Annotated in this window: 20 protein-coding genes and 1 tRNA gene; 15 read left to right on the top strand and 6 right to left on the bottom strand. The window is 32.5% G+C overall.

Annotated features, from left to right (window positions below; translation table 11 throughout):
- Positions 1-8: 8 nt before the first annotated feature.
- The gene (locus ACRBBL_RS18430) at positions 9-419 is read right to left on the bottom strand and encodes an HYC_CC_PP family protein (protein WP_431370554.1); all 411 of its coding nucleotides are present in this window, start codon (positions 417-419) and stop codon (positions 9-11) included.
- Positions 420-744: 325 nt separating this feature from the next.
- Between ACRBBL_RS18430 and ACRBBL_RS18425 the strand changes: the two genes are divergently transcribed.
- The gene (locus ACRBBL_RS18425) at positions 745-1,593 is read left to right on the top strand and encodes a mechanosensitive ion channel family protein (RefSeq protein ID WP_431370553.1); all 849 of its coding nucleotides are present in this window, start codon (positions 745-747) and stop codon (positions 1,591-1,593) included.
- 59 nt (positions 1,594-1,652) lie between these two features.
- On the opposite strand, the gene ACRBBL_RS18420 is transcribed toward ACRBBL_RS18425, so the two are convergent.
- Together ACRBBL_RS18420 and ACRBBL_RS18415 are read right to left on the bottom strand one after the other, a co-directional pair.
- Positions 1,653-1,916, bottom strand: a complete 264-nt coding sequence (locus ACRBBL_RS18420; protein WP_431370552.1) for a hypothetical protein — start codon at positions 1,914-1,916, stop codon at positions 1,653-1,655.
- A gap of 50 nt (positions 1,917-1,966) precedes the next feature.
- Positions 1,967-2,203, bottom strand: a complete 237-nt coding sequence (locus ACRBBL_RS18415; RefSeq protein WP_431370551.1) for a hypothetical protein — start codon at positions 2,201-2,203, stop codon at positions 1,967-1,969.
- A 241-nt stretch (positions 2,204-2,444) separates the two neighbouring features.
- Between ACRBBL_RS18415 and ACRBBL_RS18410 the strand changes: the two genes are divergently transcribed.
- From ACRBBL_RS18410 to ACRBBL_RS18395, 4 genes are read left to right on the top strand one after another with little or no spacing between them, the layout of a single operon-like run.
- A complete protein-coding gene (locus tag ACRBBL_RS18410; protein WP_431370550.1) occupies positions 2,445-5,255 on the top strand; it encodes a glycosyltransferase in 2,811 nt (936 codons plus the stop codon).
- Entirely contained in the window at positions 5,252-6,052 is an 801-nt protein-coding gene (locus ACRBBL_RS18405) for a M20/M25/M40 family metallo-hydrolase (protein ID WP_431370549.1), read from the top strand. Before ACRBBL_RS18410 ends, ACRBBL_RS18405 begins: the two co-directional genes overlap by 4 nt.
- A 4-nt stretch (positions 6,053-6,056) precedes the next feature.
- Entirely contained in the window at positions 6,057-8,186 is a 2,130-nt protein-coding gene (locus ACRBBL_RS18400) for an asparagine synthase-related protein (RefSeq protein ID WP_431370548.1), read from the top strand.
- Positions 8,183-9,289, top strand: coding sequence for a putative phage abortive infection protein (locus ACRBBL_RS18395; protein ID WP_431370547.1), 1,107 nt, complete (start codon positions 8,183-8,185; stop codon positions 9,287-9,289). Before ACRBBL_RS18400 ends, ACRBBL_RS18395 begins: the two co-directional genes overlap by 4 nt.
- On the opposite strand, the gene ACRBBL_RS18390 is transcribed toward ACRBBL_RS18395, so the two are convergent.
- Complete coding sequence (locus tag ACRBBL_RS18390) at positions 9,282-9,452, bottom strand: hypothetical protein (protein ID WP_431370546.1); 171 nt, start codon at positions 9,450-9,452, stop codon at positions 9,282-9,284. The two genes, ACRBBL_RS18395 and ACRBBL_RS18390, sit on opposite strands and share 8 nt — an antisense overlap.
- Positions 9,453-9,654: 202 nt before the next feature.
- On the opposite strand from ACRBBL_RS18390, the gene ACRBBL_RS18385 reads away from it, so the two are divergent.
- Complete coding sequence (locus tag ACRBBL_RS18385) at positions 9,655-11,199, top strand: hypothetical protein (protein WP_431370545.1); 1,545 nt, start codon at positions 9,655-9,657, stop codon at positions 11,197-11,199.
- 44 nt (positions 11,200-11,243) lie between these two features.
- Entirely contained in the window at positions 11,244-11,756 is a 513-nt protein-coding gene (locus tag ACRBBL_RS18380) for a hypothetical protein (protein WP_431370544.1), read from the top strand.
- Between the two features lie 73 nt (positions 11,757-11,829).
- Here the strand turns inward: ACRBBL_RS18380 and ACRBBL_RS18375 are convergent, their stop codons facing one another.
- The gene (locus tag ACRBBL_RS18375; protein ID WP_431370543.1) at positions 11,830-11,970 is read right to left on the bottom strand and encodes a hypothetical protein; all 141 of its coding nucleotides are present in this window, start codon (positions 11,968-11,970) and stop codon (positions 11,830-11,832) included.
- Between the two features lie 281 nt (positions 11,971-12,251).
- Between ACRBBL_RS18375 and ACRBBL_RS18370 the strand changes: the two genes are divergently transcribed.
- The 3 genes from ACRBBL_RS18370 to ACRBBL_RS18360 all read left to right on the top strand — a co-directional run bounded on the left by ACRBBL_RS18370 (position 12,252) and on the right by ACRBBL_RS18360 (position 14,376).
- Positions 12,252-12,336 (top strand) — tRNA-Ser (locus ACRBBL_RS18370).
- Positions 12,337-12,702: 366 nt separating this feature from the next.
- On the top strand, positions 12,703-13,584 hold the full coding sequence (locus ACRBBL_RS18365; protein WP_431370542.1) for a hypothetical protein: 882 nt from the start codon (positions 12,703-12,705) through the stop codon (positions 13,582-13,584).
- 42 nt (positions 13,585-13,626) lie between these two features.
- Complete coding sequence (locus ACRBBL_RS18360) at positions 13,627-14,376, top strand: sulfite exporter TauE/SafE family protein (RefSeq protein ID WP_431370541.1); 750 nt, start codon at positions 13,627-13,629, stop codon at positions 14,374-14,376.
- Here the strand turns inward: ACRBBL_RS18360 and ACRBBL_RS18355 are convergent.
- Complete coding sequence (locus tag ACRBBL_RS18355; protein WP_431370540.1) at positions 14,373-14,762, bottom strand: acyl-CoA thioesterase; 390 nt, start codon at positions 14,760-14,762, stop codon at positions 14,373-14,375. The two genes, ACRBBL_RS18360 and ACRBBL_RS18355, sit on opposite strands and share 4 nt — an antisense overlap.
- A 114-nt stretch (positions 14,763-14,876) precedes the next feature.
- Here ACRBBL_RS18355 and ACRBBL_RS18350 point away from each other — a divergent pair, with 114 nt between their 5' ends.
- From ACRBBL_RS18350 to ACRBBL_RS18330, 5 genes are all read left to right on the top strand, one after another.
- Positions 14,877-15,506 carry an NAD(P)H-dependent oxidoreductase gene (locus tag ACRBBL_RS18350; RefSeq protein WP_431370539.1) on the top strand — a complete coding sequence of 210 codons (630 nt, stop codon included), beginning with the start codon at positions 14,877-14,879 and terminating at the stop codon, positions 15,504-15,506.
- Positions 15,507-15,577: 71 nt separating this feature from the next.
- Positions 15,578-16,033, top strand: coding sequence for a thioredoxin family protein (locus ACRBBL_RS18345; protein WP_431370538.1), 456 nt, complete (start codon positions 15,578-15,580; stop codon positions 16,031-16,033).
- Between the two features lie 220 nt (positions 16,034-16,253).
- Positions 16,254-17,447, top strand: a complete 1,194-nt coding sequence (locus tag ACRBBL_RS18340; RefSeq protein ID WP_431370537.1) for a DegT/DnrJ/EryC1/StrS family aminotransferase — start codon at positions 16,254-16,256, stop codon at positions 17,445-17,447.
- A gap of 12 nt (positions 17,448-17,459) precedes the next feature.
- On the top strand, positions 17,460-18,056 hold the full coding sequence (locus ACRBBL_RS18335; protein ID WP_431370536.1) for a hypothetical protein: 597 nt from the start codon (positions 17,460-17,462) through the stop codon (positions 18,054-18,056).
- A gap of 74 nt (positions 18,057-18,130) precedes the next feature.
- Positions 18,131-18,706, top strand: coding sequence for a Crp/Fnr family transcriptional regulator (locus tag ACRBBL_RS18330; RefSeq protein WP_431370535.1), 576 nt, complete (start codon positions 18,131-18,133; stop codon positions 18,704-18,706).
- The last annotated feature ends 27 nt before the right edge of the window (positions 18,707-18,733 follow it).

Below are 18,733 nucleotides of genomic sequence, written 5' to 3'. Positions count from 1 at the left end.
CGTATATATCAAATTAGGAAAGTTTCATCAAGTAGTTGTATGTCCCTTATCAATGGTGGCGGTACATACGGTTTGTACACTGCTTTTTCTTGATCTCTACTTGGAAGCACAAAAATATAGCTGTATACAAATGCTTTGATGAATGTTTGTGTAGTAAATTTTACATCTTGTTGTGAAGGCAATTCGTCTTGACCCTGAATGAGTGTTGTAACATCATCACAGCAAGAAGCTTGTTGCATCGTAGTTTCGTCAGAAACATTCGTTGCTACCTCCATACCGCAATTTTCAGCATCTATTCCAATAGCATAACTCACTTTTACACCACCACAAATATGTTCATTAATGGTAAATGAAAAGGTAGAGCATAGCACTAAAACGGCTAAAGCAAATGCGCTGATATGTTTTAAAAACTGTTTCACAGAATTGTAAAAGTACAAAAATATATAAACATCTTCATTGTGAGTGTTAAATAGCTCTTAAGGTTTCACCGATTTGTGATTTTAGTAACTAATACCAATTATCATTTGTAATTACCATGATAAAACGCCCTTTTTTCCTTTCTTCTTCATTTCAAAAATAAACCATAGCTATGGCTATGCTTGATTTTTATAATTCGTATAAAGAAAAAAAACATCTTTTTCTTTACAGTAATTTCAAATAATAATTGGTATAAAATTTATCTAAAGTATTTTTTCTCTTTTAGTTTTTATAAAACTATTCTAGCTTTGCACAAAATCACAGCCAATGTTGAAGTTTTTAAAATCGTATATAAATGTAGATACTATTGAAGGAATATTATGGTATTCTGTCATAGTTTTGGTATTGTCATGGTTAATTTCGCGATTGTTTAGGTTTATACTTGTCATCTTTTTAAAACGTAAGCAACGCAAAAAACGATTTGGAGTAACCACCTTAAAGTTTATAAAAAACTCCATTCGATTCTCGTTTATTATCATAGGTATTTTTGTCATTATTTTTACGGTACCTAAGTTGCGAGAACAAGCTACTTTTATATTTTCTGGAGCAGGAATTATAGCAGCTATTATTGGTTTTGCAGCACAAAGCGCTATTTCCAATTTAATTGCAGGCTTGTTTATTGTTATTTTTAAACCCTTTAGAGTTGGCGATTATATTAAGCTAGATGATACACGTATTGGAATTGTAGATGATATTACCTTACGTCATACCGTAATTAATAACTTTGAAAATAAACGACTGATTATTCCGAATTCTGTTATTAGTACAGAATCCGTATTAAACCACACCATTGATGATTCTAATGTATTGAGTTTTAATAATTTTTATGTAGGTATTCATGCAGATATTGATCAAGTTCGTAAAATAATACAAGAAGAAGCTTCGCATTTAGACAATGTAATTCATCACACATTGGAAACAGGTATTGAAATTGACACTGTTGAAGTTCGTGTTATAGAGGCAAAAGAAGGTTATATTCACGTACGCGCTTATATATGGTTAAGTGAACCTTTTGCTGAGTTTAAAACAAAATGTACGTTGTTAGAAGCGGTTCACAAGCGTTTTCAAAGCGAAGGCGTTCCTATGCCAGTTGCATTGCATAAAATTATTGAATAAATAGCATAAAAAAAGCGAACTAGTACAGTTCGCTTTTTCATTAGGTAACTAATATCTTCCTAGCAAATAGGAAGTGTATTTGCATCTACTTCATTTGTTTGACAACGATCTTTTGAGTTGTATGTCCCACAATTAGGCTCTACAAACGTACAAGCCAATGTTTGTACACAAGCTGGTGCTTGAAGCGTACAAGCTATCGTATGAGGACCTGTGCCACAAACGGTGTAAAACGTTCTAATAGTTCCTCCTTTTACGGCATCTCCATTTAAATTAGAAATAGTTGATTTGTTTACGTTTAAATTTTTTAGACTCTTTTTTTTCATGATAGTGTAATTTATAATGGGTTTTGGTAAATTATTCTTTTAATCCTGCTTTAACAAATAGGACGTGTTTCTGTATCAATTTCATTCGTTTTACAATGTGTAGCGGTACAAATATCCATCGAATTGCATTCTGCTGCTCCAGAACATGTTGTTTTGGTAAATCGTATGGGACAAGGACGCTCTATAGTAAATGTGATGATGATAGTTCCTCCTGAGATTGATTGTAAGTTTAAACTAGAAACCGTTGATTTCTTTAGCTGTAAGTTACTGAGATTCTTTTTTTTCATGATGTTTAAGTTTTAAGAAACATTAAGTTAAAAAGAAGCTCTTGAATTTGGCTACGGTTTTGCCGTAAAAATTGCGATATTGTTTGTAAATCAATTAATTAGATTTGTTTTAATCTGTTTTGTGTTATAGATTTACTCTATGTTAAGTAAGAATTTATTTTTTATAATTACGGTTTTTAGTAATGTTATTTGCCCTTAAAATAGTATTATTGAGCACCTATGTTAGATTAAAATATCTTTAATGAAAATCATCACTGTTATTGTTACTCACAATCGTTGTGCTTTGTTAAGACGAGCTTTGCAATCAGTAAAAGCACAGCACTATAGCTTACTTGATATCTTTGTAATTTCTAATTCTTATGAAACCAATAAAGAAGCAGAACAAATACTTTGTCAAAAGTCTAATTGTACTTATTTAAAAAATAAACGTACTTCAAACTACGCAGGCGCTTTAAATACAGCTATTGAAGCGATACTTAAAAAATATACGATTGCAGATGATTTGTATATTGCTTTTTTAGATGATGATGATGCTTGGCATAAAGATTATTTAGAAACAATTGCAAATAGTGAGGAAGTGGCAGACATTTATTTAGCAAACATCAATCGGATATCAAGCAATACGACACAAAAACTTCAATTGCCAAAAAGGTTATCTTATCATGATTTCTTAATAGGGAATCCTGGTGTTGGCGGATCTAACACTTTCGTGCGATTAAAAACATTATTAAAGGCTGGTTGTTTTGATGAAGCTATGCAAGCAACTGTAGATCGTGACATTTTTATACGCTTGCTTCAGTTGAAACCTACGTATCATATCATACCGCAACACTTGGTAAATATCTATGTAGATGAAGATCGTCCAAGGGTAACGACAAATTCAACACTAAAAAAAGAGAGCTACCAGTATTTCTATTACAAATACAAGGCTTTTATGGAAAAAAAGGAAGAATCCTTATTCTTTGCACGTGCTCAACAGATTTTCGATATTCCGCAAGAAACCATTCAAATTACGCAAAAGTCAGCAACTAAAACTCAAACCAATCATATAGGTTTTAATGATAAGAAAGATTTTTTCTTTGTGATTGGATTCATTGCAGGAGACATACAACTTGCCAATAGAATCCTTAAGAATATTGAAACACAACATATTCCTGTAGATTTGGTATTGATTATTAATAATACTTCTAGTGAAGCTTCAATGTTTCAAACAATTTCAAATCATACTCAATACAAAATCATTTCCAAAGCTACTTGGCAACAATATCTAAGAGATAAGATGTATGGTTCGTATTTCTCAAAGTTTACAACCATTAACTCTATTGCTATTGGTAGAACCATTTTACAATATCATCTATATCATGAAACTCGTACTATTACTGATACAGTGTATTGGATTATTGATGATGATGTCAGGTTTACAAATACATTTAAGCAAGGTGCAAAAGCAACTACATACGATCTTTTTTCCATCATCAATCAATATAAAAATACAGCAGATGCTTTGATAGGAAGTGTAAGCCTAGATGCGCCTTTGCCTATGTTTTCTTGTATTCGAAGTCAATTGGTCGATTTATGGTATAGTACCGTTGCTAACACAAACGTAGCTTCTGATGCTAAAAATATAAGTGCGCTTCCTGATTATTACTATGATCTCACAGATGCGCATACACAACATACAGAAACTCCTATGTATTATAACTGTACTCTTGAAAGTGATTTAGTTAAGAATTTTTCTGGAAAAGCAATTTCGCGTCCTGCGTTGCAACAGGAATTGAACGGAATACAAAAACTAGCCACCAATCGTGGACCAAATACATTGGTATTCAATAGAGAATTGTTGCGTTCCTATCCTGTGGTAAGTTTGGAAGTCAATGATACATTTACACGTCGTGGCGATTTGTCTTGGGCATTAATGAGTCAGGTGTTTTCAAAATATGATTTTGTAGTACACACAATGGCGTTAGATCAAAACAGACCTATACAAGCATTTCGTATTGAAAAAGAATTAAACAAGTCTGCCAATGACATCATAGGCTATGCATTTAACAAGGCTTTGTTGGCAACCGTTGCAATTATCAAGCAAGAAAAAGAAGTGCAGCGCCCAATTCATATCATAGCATCGCTGGCAAATGAGGTATATGCTGATATGTTTTACAAAACATTTAAACAGTATATACAACATAGAAAAGCACGTTTTCTTATGAACTATTATAGGATATACGGAATATTACAATTATTAAAACAAAAACATGCAGATGAAGTGTTACCATATAGCTCACAATTTGATGATAATGTTTTACGTGAGTCCTTTTTAAATACAATAGAGAAATCTTTAGACAAAGCATATATACAAACATACTTAAGTAATTTGGGCGATATATTATGGTCTTACACGAGTGCCATTACACATCGATTGGCAAACGAAACCATCAATGAAGCATTTATCAAAACAAAATTACAACTTACTAAAAACACCTATTTATTAGGAGAAGGTTCGGAAGGAAAAGTATTTACAGATACACATTATATTTATAAGATATTCTTTGCCATTCGCGAGCAAGAGTGGTTTTTTTTACAACAACAAGCTATACACTTTGAACAAAGCGATTTTTTAGAAACACTTACTTTTCATGAAGTAGCAAACTATAAATACATTCGGTATGCATATCATGCTTTTCAATCAGTTAAAGAAGTAACTATAACCGAAATTACAGCATTTTTGCGCTTTTGCTACCAACATCGTTTTGTATTTACCAATATCAAACCCAAAAACTTTATTCGTACAGAAACTGGTCAATTAAAGTTGATTGACTACGGAAAATCTTTTGAAACGTATACAGAAGAACGGTTTATTAATTCTATAAAGCGGGCTTGTTTATTCGTAAAATTTCCAAGTATGGAAGAATCAAAATTTAAAAAATACATCAAAGCAATAAACGCAAACAAGCAGATTAAAGAAATAGAAAACTGGAAACAAATTTGGGAAACCATACAAGCGTCTTCTCCTAAAATACTTGTTGCCAACAATATAAATTCACAAATACTATGATAGCACAACTCAAAACTTTTATAGGAATACAAACCATTGCCCATCATGATGCAGAAAATCAAAAAGGAATTCAATTCATTACCGAATTACTAGTATCTATAGGTTTTTCGGTCCATTTGGAAGGTGATAGTCCTACAAACCAACCTGTACTTGTGGCGCGTTATACAAATAGCAATACGAATAAAAAAGTGGTGTTGTATGGGCATTACGATGTAGAAAAAATAAATACTTCCGAAAAATGGGATACACCGCCGTTTGAAGTTATTACCAAAAAAGATCGGTACTATTGCAGAGGTATTGCAGACAATAAAGGAATTTTACTTTGTAGAATTCTAGCGTTGCAAGCAATGAAAAATGCAGGCGAGGAGTTGCCAAATATTTTATGGATTATACAAGGAGAAGAGGAAGTTGCTGGACCAACTCCGTTTACCGTAATTCCACAATTGTTAAAAGATTTCAACGCCAAACTGCATGTAGAAGAAACAGGCGTGTACAAAAAAGAAACACCGTTGCTTTTTCACTTACCAAAAACTGAAACGATTCCAGGCTTTGTACACAGTTTAAATCAAGCTATTTATGATGGAAAAGCACGCCCGGAAAACCGACAACTGAATAAATTCACAACCTGTCCTTTTGTAACCAACATTCCTGAAACGGCAGTTTATATTGGGTTTGGACCGAATGATGGGCAGTGTAGAATTCATCGTGATAATGAAAGTCTCTCTGTTTCTAAACTAGAGAGACACACCGCTGTATTTCAAAAATTTATCCGCTGGGTTTTAATCACTGATTTATAAATATATGTGTGGAATTGTATTAACTTTTGGGGCTAAAGATGCTACAGAGTGTAAGCAACTATTGGACGTGCAGCAACATCGGGGACGCGATCATCAAGCAATATGTACATTTCAAGATTTACAAATAGGCTTCAATCGTTTGGCAATTGTTGATCCAACTTTATTAGGGAATCAACCATTTGAAACAGACACATATATTGTTGTTTTTAATGGTGAAATCTATAATCATAAAGAACTGAAAGAAAGCTACCAACTCACCACAAAAGGAACTTCTGATATTGAAATCATTGCGCCATTATTTGAGATACTAGGTGAAACTCTAATAGCAGTACTAGATGGTTTTTATTCAGGAATCATCATTCATAAACCGACTAAAACGTGTTACTTTTTAAAAGATTATATAGGTAAGAAACCTTTGTTCTTTGTCAAAACGCCAACATTCAATTGTGTAGTAAGTGTTTTAAGAGGTATTGAATCGGTGACGAGTTTTGAAATCATCCCAAAAGGACTTTCTAAATTAGAAAATGATCAGATTGTATCGATTCGTACACATCAACACGAAACCATTCCTAAAGAAAAACTAAAAGAAGTACTAGAAGCAGCTGTACACAAAAGAGTTCCGTACGGACAAACCTTTGGCGTATTTTTAAGTGGCGGATTGGACAGTTCTATCATAGCGTCAATTGTTTCAAAACACTCAAAAGCTGTTCGGTATTATTGTTTGGGAGATGAAAACAATGAAGATTATCGTCATGTGAAGTTACTTGCTGAAGCATTAAACATTACTAACAAAGTAACTTACATTCCATTGCCCACCGTTGGTGAAATAGAGGCATTGATTCCTATGATGGTTTATCATACGGAAAGTTTCAACCCATCGATTATAAGCAACGGATTGGCAACGTATTTATTGGCAAAACAAGCTGCTATAGATGGTTTAAAAGTAATTATATCTGGCGAAGGTGCTGACGAATTGTTCTGTGGATACTCCATCACAAAAGATAAAAACACGTGGTTTGCTGCTAAAAAAATCTTAATTGAAAATTTACACCTTACAGAATTACGACGTTTAGATCGTGCGAGTATGGCAGCAACTATAGAAGCGCGTTGTCCTTTTTTAGACAAAAACGTATATGCCATTGCTCAACAATTATCTGTATACGATTTGATACAGAACAAAAACGGATTACAAGGAAAATACATACTGCGCGAACTCTTTAAAGCGGTATTGCCAGAACGTATTGTACAGCGTAAAAAAATGTCTTGCGACGTGGGTTCAGGCATTCGGAATGCTGTGGTGGAGTTTTCTAAGAAACAACAACTCTCAGAGCATACACATTTACAAACCATTTGGAAAAACTTCTTTTCGGCATTTGACACAACACATCCGTATTTTTCAGAATATCCAGTTTTTGATCCGTTTATTGCAAAGCGAAAAGCAAGACATAAAGATGCAGATATTGTTCAGAAGATAGAACGTTTATTGTTGGCAGATTACCAGCAGACTACTTTCCATAATTTGATGATGCAGACAGAACGTACAGAGAAGAATCGACATTTAGGCGGTACGTGCTCTGATAAAACCTTGCATTTTAAGGCAGTTTTGGCAGCAGAAGGTATTGAGACACAATTGCATACTGCGGAGATAGCAGGCATTGCTTGTCATCGTTTACTTTCTATTAATTTACAAGGAAAAAAATATTTTATAGATGTAGGATCAGGCTGGCCTTGTATTCAACTATTTCCAGCTTTTGAAGACAGTAGTTATTCAGCATTCGGAATAGAATTTCGCGTCAAGCAAACAAAATTAGCTCTCATTGTTCAAATAAAGACGAAAACTGAATTTAAACCCTTAATGATTATTTCGTTACAAGAACAAGCACAAACTGCCATAACAGAAGCTATTGCCAATCGATTTGATCCATATAATGTATATCCGTTTCAACAAAGCTTACGACTCTCTTTTGTGAAGGATGATCAATTTTACTTCTTAAAAGGAGATCGATTGCGCGTGTATCAAGATCAAAAAAAATATATAGAACAGGAATTAACTTCGGAAGCTATTAAAGCATTCATTAAAACGTATTTTCCACAACTTTTATCACAGTATAACCAAAATACATTCAACTCATGACATCAAAAAATAAGAAAGAAGAAGACGCGTTAATTTCATTTAGTAGCGGATTAAGTTTACTTTTTATAGGCTTGGCAATTGTTGGTTTTTTAATTCTATTACTTCCTATATTTTCAAGCTGGTACAACTATAGCACCTTGGGAAGTATTGGTGATACAGTTGGCGGCTTGCTCAACCCAATTGTTGGGATTGCCGCAGCTTTGTTGACCTTTATGGCATTTTATGTACAATATTTGGCAAATCAAAAAGTGCAAAGACAATTACGTATGCAACAGTTTGAATCGCAGTTCTATGAAAAAGTACGTTTGCATAAAGAAAATGTCAATGAAATAAGCCTGCATGGGTATGAACTTATGCGCGAAAACACAAAAACCTTTGCTGATGAAGCTGCAAAAAAAGAAGATATGTTTAGGCAAATTACAACTTCCGAATCGCAAGTAATTCGTTTTACACAAGGACGTCAATTATTTGAGCGTATGCTTTTTGAGGTTACAGCTTGTTATGAACTTTTAGAATGGCATGCCTGTGAAGCCGATAATCATACTTGCGCGTATGATGAGGCTACATTGATGCAAGTAGCCTATAGGATTGTGTATTATGGAATTAACTCGTATAACAATGACGTTTTTGAAGGAATTTCTGATGAAACTTACATCGATAAAGTAAAGAAAGATTTTAATCATAAACGAAAAGAACACAAATCTTCCAGCGGACAATTGAATGTATTCTATGGAAGATGGAAAGAAAAAAGTAATGAAAAGAGTAAACGAACAATTCGACTCTATGTAAAATACAAACCTTTTAGCGGACATGAATTTCACTTGGGACATTATTATAGACATTTATTTAGTACAGTCAAATATGTTGTACAACAAGAAGACGATTTGCTAAACAAAACACAAGTACAAGAATATTTAAAAACCTTGCGTTCGCAACTTTCAGCGGCAGAACAAATTATGTTGTATTACCATTTTAGAATGGACCATGCGCCTAAATGGGGGAAATATCTTAACGGAGATTATAATATGATTGAAGACATTCCAAAAGAACGTTTAAAATATATTGAAACGCCTAAAGAGTATTTTACAAAAAATACTATGTAATCATTCCCATAATGGAATACAATTGTAAAAACGTTTCCCATTCGTTTTTTTGAATTTCAGAAAGTGTATTTGCTGTCAAATTTGCTTTTACATGAAAATCTTTAAAGCGTACAAAAACTCTAGCACTAAATAATTCTGTAGCTTCTGTAACGTCCGATCTCATATATGCATTTTCACTAGCTGGTAGTTCTGGAAGTTTTTTATTGATTGCTTTTACGGATATCCGTAAGTATATCTCTACTGTTTTTTTTAGTATTGTTTTGAATTACAATTAATCACTTAAGAAGAAGATTACCTATTTGTAAGTATTTTTTATGATACCAAACGCATGTAGATTTATGCATCAACTAAAACTACTTAATATTATGAAATTAAAAATTACACTTTTGTTCTATTTTACCTTTACATTGTTTGTGAATGCTCAGGTATCAGTCGCATTAAGTCCAACTAAACCTGTTGAAGTAGTAGATGCTGATAAATTAGTGTCAGTAGAAGCCTTTAAAAAACTTCTTTTTCAGGATTTAAACTTTGCTATTTTAGGAGAAAATACCCCAGCGCAAGGATTTTCAACAGAATTAACGGACAATTCTTCTAAATTGTCCGTTAAAGGTTTTGTAAAAAGGGGAACTAATTGGCTAGTGACTATTGACGGAAATTTTGCTGTAGATAAAGGTGTTTATTTCTTCGATGAAGATGGAGGAAGCAAGCAAGCAAATTTTGCGGTGAATTATTTTTATGTTTTTGGATACAATAGAAACTTCATTTCAGCAAAAGATCTTGCTGTACAACGCGCACTTATCAATCGAAATTTTTTAGAAAAGGATACTATTTATAAGGTTTATGAAAATTTTTACAAATTACATGATCTTATGGTCGCAGTAAACCTTCCTACAGATACATTATATGGAAATGATTATGTTGTAAAAGCGCATGAAAATAATAAACAAATTATCCTAAACAAATCAATGTATACACCACGAACTACAAATTCAGAATTGGGTAAGTTGATCACAGAGTTTGAATTGGAAAATAAACACAATAACTCTATTCATAAAGATAACTTTAATATTATAAACATTCGAACTGTAGATCAACAACAAAATAAAACTACAACCAACCAAAATATAAAGTTGAATTTTGTAATTGATGGAAAGATAATAAATCCTAAAAAGCTATTAGAGGTCTATAAAAAAGCACTTGCAGATGTGAAAGCAATACATGCAACGGTTGAAGATTTAGAGCTAAAAAATGGAGCTGATAAATGGACAAGAAAGCAATTTTTCTACTTAGGGTTTTCACCGTATTATCAACGCGAAAATCTAACTGTATTTAATTATATTGAGGGTGCTTCTTTTAATGATTTTTTTAGTGATCAACGAGGTGATCTTTATGGAGTGAATGCAAGTTTGAATTGGTTTTCTCAGTCAAGCAAATATTTGTTCTATCTTAGAGCTTTGACCAGTGTTGGTCGGGGGAGTAATATTAATAGTTTTAGTAAACGAACTTATGTTTATAATGATATAATTGGTAACGGAACTACTATTGCTAATGAAAAAGTAGGCTACATTAATGGTAGAGGAGAATCGTATGGGTACGGAACAGCTACTAGTGGTAGTTTTGAGGCTTATGGGATGCGAAATGGTTATGGGTTATTTGTGAAATTAGGTTATAATACAGTTGATTTTAAAGATAATTCGCGTTTTAAAAGAGTGGAACGTTATCCTTTTAGAGCAGGCGTTTTATTTAATCTTAAATCTACTAGTAAAAAGAAGAACCTACTAACTTTGCAACTTTTTATAGATCGGTCTAATTTAAAATTGAGTCCAACACCAAGCGATCCAACCAAAGCAGACGATTGGCGTTTTGGTTTTAAGATAGGTTTGCCAATTAATATCCAAAGTAAATTATAAAGAAATCAGCGTATACATATAAACAACTCATAAACTCACATTGTATGGAAACAAAAATTGTCATCTCAAAACTACACAAGTTCAATAAACGTTGGAAACGTAAAAAAGCGCATAGAGCTGTTGCGCTGATGAATAGGGTTATAAATTCAAATGAATTTAGAGAAGCTGTAAAAGCATTTGATTTTACAGATAGAAGATATCAAAAAGATCCAAAAGGACCAATAGAAGAGATAATGGATAATCTTAAGATTTATGAAATACTAAAACAAGGCAACGAGCAGTATGGTAATAGAGAAGATGATTATAAATGGACCTTACATTTAAAGCTTGGAAAGTTTTTGCGTCAGGTTGGTAGAAGAGAAAAGGAGCTAATTATTACCCAAAACTGGTTTATGAGAAGAAGTACCGATATTGAACTTGCTGCACATTGGTTTCACGAATATTCGCATATTTTTGGTTTTAGACATGATTACGAAGAAACCGAAGAACGACCAAATTCCATACCGTATGGTTTGGGAACGATTGTTAAAGATGTGTATAAGAAACTAAATGGATAAATACGATACATTATATAGAGTGTGATGAAGATATAAAAAAAAGCGAACTCCTCAAAGTTCGCTTTTGTCTTTCCTACAAAGGATAACAACAATGTTCTTGCGTACCGTTTTGTACATTAGAATGTGAATAACTTCCACCTGTTACTTTTGTAGTTGCTAATGTAGAGATAGCCTTCTTGTTAAGTTTCAATACTTTTAAATTCTGTTTTTTCATAATAAAATAATTTATGGTTTTAATACTGTGAAAGTATACAATATGTGATGAAATGAAGTGCTATATTTTACCAAATAGGTCTGTGTATGCACACGGACGCCTTTTAATATGGAGTTCTTGGCTGTTATGAGGTAATTTGTTATAACGTCTAATGTTAAGAGAAACAATTGGTTATCTATTGAAATAAAAAAAGTCTTAAAAAAACATCTAATTTTGTTTTAAGAATTAAAAAAGGTTTCTATATTTGCATCCGCAATCAGGGAATACCTGATGAGACACTCGGAGAAATGGCAGAGTGGTCGAATGCGGCAGTCTTGAAAACTGTTGACTGTAACAGGTCCGGGGGTTCGAATCCCTCTTTCTCCGCTAAATCCCTTGTAAACGCACTGTTTGCAAGGGATTGTTTTTTTTAGAGGAAATATAAAGGTAAGTTTTGTAAAAAAATACCTTTTACGATTCTCATAACTTTCTTATCAAAATAAATTATAGTACCACTTCATATTTAATATACTTTAGTACTGTTGAATGAATAGTTTTACTGTTTTCAAAGATTTAAGTAACTCATTTATAAGCGTAATTCAAAAATATCTAAATCTTACGGTAATCCGTAAAACACTTAATTTCTATAGTTTTTTCTTAGTAAATTGAAAAAAGGGGGAAAAACCCTAAGTCTACATTATATTGTTAGCAAGAATCAAACTAAGTTTGTAAAGGTTAACTAAATCAGCCTTTATGAAGAAGATATTATCTATTTCGCTATTATTGATTCTAATCTGTTCTTGTAACAAAAATGAAGAATCATTAAATATTCAGAAACTTGTTGATGCAAAAATAATTTCAGAAGAAAATATTGTTGCTTATGATGGTACTGTCACAATAGTAACCAAATACGATCAGAGTATTTATTTAAAGTATGCGTTTTCTCATTATGAAATAGATACATATAATGATACCGTTAAATATAAATCTGAAAGAGAATACATGATGTATCCAAGAGATAATTCCGTTTCAGAAATAAAAGAACGAAGAAAAAACCGTAATATAACTTTAAATGAAAGCAGAAAAGGTTATAATAAGTATATAGATAGTCTTTATAGTTCAGAAGAGAAAAAAGTATTTGGAAAAATAAAATTTGGGATGACTTCAAATGAAGTTGATTCGCTTCTAACTCTATTTAAAAATGAAAATAAAGCGGATAACAATTCCGATCTGAAGATCAGCGATTTTATTATTGATCGTTTTGTTCCTACTTTTCATAATAATGCTATTTATAGATTAGATGTGTCTGGAAAAAGATACCAAAGTAATTCTTGGTATTCATCTGAAACACTTTTTCAATTGAAAGTTTTATATAGCTTATTAAAAGCTAAATATGGAGTCGAAAAATACAATAGAATACCAAGTAAACAAGAAGTTTATGAACCACAAGAAGGATATAATTTGACTGCTGAGTGGATAATTAATGACAAAAAGATAGGATTATACATAAATAAAGAAGGCAATTATTCCAATATTGTTATGGTTATTAATTCAGAAAAAATATCTGATATAGTAGCTAAAAAAGAAGAATTAAAAAAAATAAAAGAAGATAATAAGTCTAAAAAATTACTTTAAAATATTGAATAAAATATTTTTTTTGTTTTAATATGCTAGCTCATGGAATATCTAGACTATGCTATTTTAATTCTTGCCGGATTTGGAGCTGGATTTATCAATACGCTTGCAGGTGGAGGAACTTTACTCACGTTGCCAACACTTATTTTTCTTGGCTTACCGCCAGCAGTTGCTAATGGAACAAATCGCGTAGCCATATTAATACAAACATTTTTTGCAATTCGTGGCTTTAAAAGCAAACAAGTTTCTACTTATCCGTTTAGTTTGTACTTGGGAATTGCAGCTTTTTTTGGTTCATTTATTGGTGCTAGAATTGCAGTAGATATTAAAGGTGAACTATTCAACAAAATTTTAGCAATCATTATGGTTGCAGTGGTTGTTTTGATTGCTATTCAACCCAAATTGAATTTAAAAGAGTTACAAGAACGCTTGCACGGAAAGTATTTATGGGCTTCAGTAATTGCGTTTTTCTTTTTAGGAATTTATGGAGGTTTTATCAACGCAGGTATCGGCTTTTTAATGCTGCTTTGGTTGCCTTATGTAAATAGAATGTCTTTACTAAGATCTAATGCAACGAAAGTGTTTGTCGTATGTCTGTATACGATTTCTGCGGTGATCATGTTTGCGTATCACGATAAAATTAATTGGTTTTACGGACTTGTACTAGCCATAGGTAATGCTTCGGGTGCTTGGATTGGAAGCAGATGGTCTGTTAAAAAAGGTGATGGAATCATCAAAACATTTGTAATTATAATGGTAGGTGTAATGGCTGTAAAACTTTGGTTTTTTTAAAGAATAGAAATCGCTTTCTTGTCATCGTCCAAAGCCACAAATGTAAACTTTCCAGTAACGGCTTTTTCTCGTGAGTAGTCATACATTTTTTCTTTAAAAATATCTACAGTTACTTCACAGCTTGTATTACCAACTTTGGTCACAGTTGCCACTAACTCTACAATAGAACCTTCTGGAATGGATTTTTTAAAATCAACTTTATCAGAAGAAACAGTCACTACTTTTTTACGACTAAAGCGTGTGGCGCAAATAAAAGAAACTTCATCCATGAGTTGCAACGCCGTTCCTCCAAACAATGTATTGTAATGATTGGTTGTATTTGGAAAGATAGCTTTAAATATTCTTGTTTCAGAACGTTCTATGCGTTCTTTAATTTGTGCATCCATGATGAAAAGAATTTTGTTATTGAGCAATTGTTTTATTCTATAACGAATCAACTGTGTTCCTAGGTAGATATCGTTACATTTGCTAAAACATTAGATAAATCAAAGATAGAATATATGCAGATAATAGACAGCCTAAAATGGAGATATGCAACGAAAAAATTTGATGCAAATCGTTTTTTAGATGATTCACAGATAGATACACTTAAAGAAGCCTTTAATTTAACAGCAACTTCGTATGGTTTGCAACCTATTCGCTTGGTTGTTATAAAGAATAAAGAATTGCAAGAGCAACTAGTTGAGCACTCTTGGAACCAACGTCAGGTAGCAGATGCCTCTCATTTATTAGTAATTTGTATTGAAAATACTGTAGATGAAGCGTATATCGATTCGTATTTTGATCGTGTAAAAGCAATTCGTAATACACCAGATGATATTTTAGCGCCTTTTAAAGACTTTATGAAGAGTTCTTTTGAAGGAAAAACACAGGAAGAATTACAAACATGGTCATCAAAGCAAGCATACATTGCTTTAGGTAATTTATTGACTGTTTGCGGAACAGCACAAATTGATTCCTGCCCAATGGAAGGTTTTGTGCCAGAAAAGTACAACGAAGTTTTAGGTTTAGAAGCACATGGACTTTCTTCAGTTTTAGTATTGCCAGTTGGATATAGAGCCGCAGATGATATGTTTGCCGATTTTGCCAAAGTCCGTAAAACTGTTGCAGAAAGTATATTGGAATTGTAATATTTTGGCAAGATTGTTGTTTTAATACAAGAAACACATATATTTGTTTTACGCCTTAACACAGTATACACATGAAGAAATTACTTTTTTTAGCCGTATTTTTTATTGGATTTTCTGCCATAGCACAAGAAGATGTAAAGTTAAATTGGTTGACAGATTTTGACAAAGCAAAGAAAATTGCTAAAAAATCGAACAAACCTATCTTAATTTATTTTACAGGAAGCGATTGGTGTCCACCATGTAAAATGCTAAAAGAAGACTTTTTCTACACGGAAAAATTCAAAGAAAAAGCAAAGGACTTTGTATTGGTAATGGCTGATTTCCCAAGAAGAATAGATATTATCACTGATGAACAACGTCAGGAAAACACAAAATTGGCTAATAAATACAATACTAAAAATAAGTTTCCAAATATTGTAGCTGTTGATCATAAAGGAAAAAAAATTGATAATATTACATCATATAATATGATGCGCGATACAAATAGACATTATAAGTTTCTCGAAAAAATATTGAAAAACTATTAATAGAATTCATATAAAATAAAACCTCTTTTCTATACTTTTGTATTTGGAAAGAGGTTTTTTCTTTTATCATAATTAAGAAAACAAGAGGTTTTCATTTTACTTATTCTTTTGTTTCGTTTTCTTTGGGAAATCAAAGAAAATGAAAGATGTAAAAAAGGTTATCTATATTTTAATATGGTAAAAGAAAGATAGCATAAACATAAATTAGAAATAACATACTATGCCTGGATTTGAATTGTTTAGTGATGCCGAACGCAAAGAAGTACACGATGTATTAGAAAGCGGCGTATTAATGCGTTATGGATTTGATGGAATGCGTAACGGACATTGGAAAGCAAAAGAACTTGAACGTGCTTTAGAAGCGCAATTTGACGTAAAACACGCGCAATTAGTTTCTAGTGGAACAGCCGCAGTTTCTGTCGCATTAGCAATAACAGGCATTGGAGCAGGTGATGAGGTAATTATGCCAACTTTTACGTTTGTAGCAAGTTTTGAAGCCATTATGATGTTGGGCGCAGTTCCTGTATTGGTTGATATTGATGATACACTTACGTTAGATCCAGCAGCAATTCGCAACGCAATTACGCCAAAAACAAAAGCCATCATGCCTGTACACATGTGCGGTAGTATGGCAAATTTAGATGCTATTAAAGCTATTTGCGACGAACATAATTTGATCTTGGTTGAAGATGCGTGTCAAGCTATTGGTGCAACCTACAACGGAAAAGCACTCGGGACTATTGGTGATGTTGGTTGTTTTTCATTCGATTTTGTAAAAACCATGACCTGTGGAGAAGGTGGAGCTATCATAACTAATACAAGTGAATATTCTTTAAATGCCGATCATTACAGCGATCACGGACACGATCATGTTGGAAATGATAGAGGTGCAGAAACACATCCATTTTTAGGATATAACTTTAGAATCTCTGAATTGAATGCAGCTGTTGGTTTGGCGCAAGTACGTCGTTTGCCAGAGTTTATAGCAATTCAGAAGAAGCATTATACAATTCTACGTGAAGCCTTAGCAGATATTTCGGAAGTAACGTTTAGAACCGTTCCTGATGGAGGAGAAGAGAGCTATGCATTTTTAAACTTCTTCTTACCAGATTTGGAAATCGCTCGTAAAGTAATGGCTGGATTCAAAGAAAACGGAATCGATGTTTGTTTTCATTACTACGATAACAATTGGCATTACATACGTAAGTGGGAACATTTAAAAGACTTAAAATCACTATATCCTATTGCTGCAGAAGTGAAAGAAGGAATGAAATATCTTGACAACAAAACCTTTGATCAGTCAGATCATTACATTGCGCGAAATGTTTCTTGTTTAATTAAAATGTCTTGGACGGAAGAAGAAGTGAAAAATAGAGCAGCAAAAATGCGCGAAGTAATATTAGCTTCTGTTTAATTTGAATGCTAAATGTCGAATATTAGACTGAGAACTTTCTATGTAATTTTATTTGTTTTCTTTTTTAGTTGTACAACGCAAAAAACTATTTTACTTGACAACTTTAAGAGTAGTTTCAATGCATACATCATAAGTAATAACAAAAACAAAGTTCCTGAAAAAGACACGAAACAGTTTTTAGATAATGGAGTTAAGTACATTAACTCGTTCCGAGATGACTTTTTCGAAAAAATTGATAAAAAACAAATTCAAAAAGCCAATTTGGTAGAGATTATTGATCAATTCATGGATAACTATTACAGTGCTGCCTTACAAGTAGAAGATACTGTATATATTTACAACGGATATCACACAATAAGTCAAGATGGGGCTTTGTCAAGAAAGCCATCAAAGTTTGAAAAAATTGATCTTAAAACTTTCTTGACTCATAAAAGTATGTATGGTACTAAATCTTGTACGATAGGAAGAATGATTCATAATGATGTAGATGATTTATTAGATGATGTTATTACAACTCGTCATCACTTTGTAGTATACATTAGTAAAATAACAAATACAAATACTATTGAAACGGATATATTACGTGATATTTGCTTAGAGTTGCACTAAATTCCTTCAAATTGATGCTTGCTTGAAAGTTTAGTTTATGAATCAATTCAAAAAAATAAATCCACAAATAAAACATGTCGTCACTCCGTGAAATAGCAATCTTTTTTGAAACAGAACATCCTTTAAATCAGGAAGGTTTACAAGAGTTATTTGCGGCTTTTTCAGTTAAGAAATATCAAAAAGGAAGCATTATTCTTCATGAAAACACCTTAGAACATCAGTTGCGTTTTTTAAATCATGGAAATGTTAGAGAATACTATGCTACGGAACAAAAAGAAACGAATATTAACTTCTACATAAAACCACAGTTTATTACGGATTTATTGGCGTTTAATAACGATTCGCACACGCGAAAGTTTCAAGAATGTTTAACGGAAGTGGAATTGTTAGTAATTGATAAAACTACATTTCGATCGCACCTAGAAAAATATACGTGCGGAAAGGAATTTGTAAAAGCTACATTTCAAAAGTTATTTAGACACAAAGAATTATTAGAATACAATAGAATCACCAAAACACCCGAAGATTTATATAAAGAATTGCTGATTTACAAACCCAATTGGTTGCAAAAAATTCCGCAATATCACATCGCTTCGTACTTAAACATAACTCCAGAAACACTTTCTAGAATTAGAAAACGCATTTCTTGATTTGAATCAATGTGAATGATTTTAGTG

It is taken from the genome of Kordia sp., assembly GCF_050633145.1.
In the GTDB taxonomy this organism is placed as follows: Bacteria; Bacteroidota; Bacteroidia; order Flavobacteriales; family Flavobacteriaceae; genus Kordia.
Note: the sequence above shows the minus strand (reverse complement) of the source record. Positions and strands in the feature narration are given on the sequence as shown.

Bases quoted from the DNA above. Each gene is read 5' to 3' on its own strand.
- ACRBBL_RS18345 (WP_431370538.1), top strand. From the start codon at position 15,578: ATGAAGAAATTACTTTTTTTAGCCGTATTTTTTATTGGATTTTCTGCC.
- ACRBBL_RS18405 (WP_431370549.1), top strand. From the start codon at position 5,252: ATGATAGCACAACTCAAAACTTTTATAGGAATACAAACCATTGCCCAT.
- ACRBBL_RS18415 (WP_431370551.1), bottom strand. From the start codon at position 2,203: ATGAAAAAAAAGAATCTCAGTAACTTACAGCTAAAGAAATCAACGGTT.
- ACRBBL_RS18335 (WP_431370536.1), top strand. From the start codon at position 17,460: ATGTCGAATATTAGACTGAGAACTTTCTATGTAATTTTATTTGTTTTC.
- ACRBBL_RS18425 (WP_431370553.1), top strand. From the start codon at position 745: ATGTTGAAGTTTTTAAAATCGTATATAAATGTAGATACTATTGAAGGA.
- ACRBBL_RS18355 (WP_431370540.1), bottom strand. From the start codon at position 14,762: ATGGATGCACAAATTAAAGAACGCATAGAACGTTCTGAAACAAGAATA.
- ACRBBL_RS18350 (WP_431370539.1), top strand. From the start codon at position 14,877: ATGCAGATAATAGACAGCCTAAAATGGAGATATGCAACGAAAAAATTT.
- ACRBBL_RS18395 (WP_431370547.1), top strand. From the start codon at position 8,183: ATGACATCAAAAAATAAGAAAGAAGAAGACGCGTTAATTTCATTTAGT.
- ACRBBL_RS18360 (WP_431370541.1), top strand. From the start codon at position 13,627: ATGGAATATCTAGACTATGCTATTTTAATTCTTGCCGGATTTGGAGCT.
- ACRBBL_RS18330 (WP_431370535.1), top strand. From the start codon at position 18,131: ATGTCGTCACTCCGTGAAATAGCAATCTTTTTTGAAACAGAACATCCT.
- ACRBBL_RS18375 (WP_431370543.1), bottom strand. From the start codon at position 11,970: ATGAAAAAACAGAATTTAAAAGTATTGAAACTTAACAAGAAGGCTATC.
- ACRBBL_RS18380 (WP_431370544.1), top strand. From the start codon at position 11,244: ATGGAAACAAAAATTGTCATCTCAAAACTACACAAGTTCAATAAACGT.
- ACRBBL_RS18410 (WP_431370550.1), top strand. From the start codon at position 2,445: ATGAAAATCATCACTGTTATTGTTACTCACAATCGTTGTGCTTTGTTA.
- ACRBBL_RS18365 (WP_431370542.1), top strand. From the start codon at position 12,703: ATGAAGAAGATATTATCTATTTCGCTATTATTGATTCTAATCTGTTCT.
- ACRBBL_RS18400 (WP_431370548.1), top strand. From the start codon at position 6,057: ATGTGTGGAATTGTATTAACTTTTGGGGCTAAAGATGCTACAGAGTGT.
- ACRBBL_RS18340 (WP_431370537.1), top strand. From the start codon at position 16,254: ATGCCTGGATTTGAATTGTTTAGTGATGCCGAACGCAAAGAAGTACAC.
- ACRBBL_RS18420 (WP_431370552.1), bottom strand. From the start codon at position 1,916: ATGAAAAAAAAGAGTCTAAAAAATTTAAACGTAAACAAATCAACTATT.
- ACRBBL_RS18390 (WP_431370546.1), bottom strand. From the start codon at position 9,452: ATGAGATCGGACGTTACAGAAGCTACAGAATTATTTAGTGCTAGAGTT.
- ACRBBL_RS18385 (WP_431370545.1), top strand. From the start codon at position 9,655: ATGAAATTAAAAATTACACTTTTGTTCTATTTTACCTTTACATTGTTT.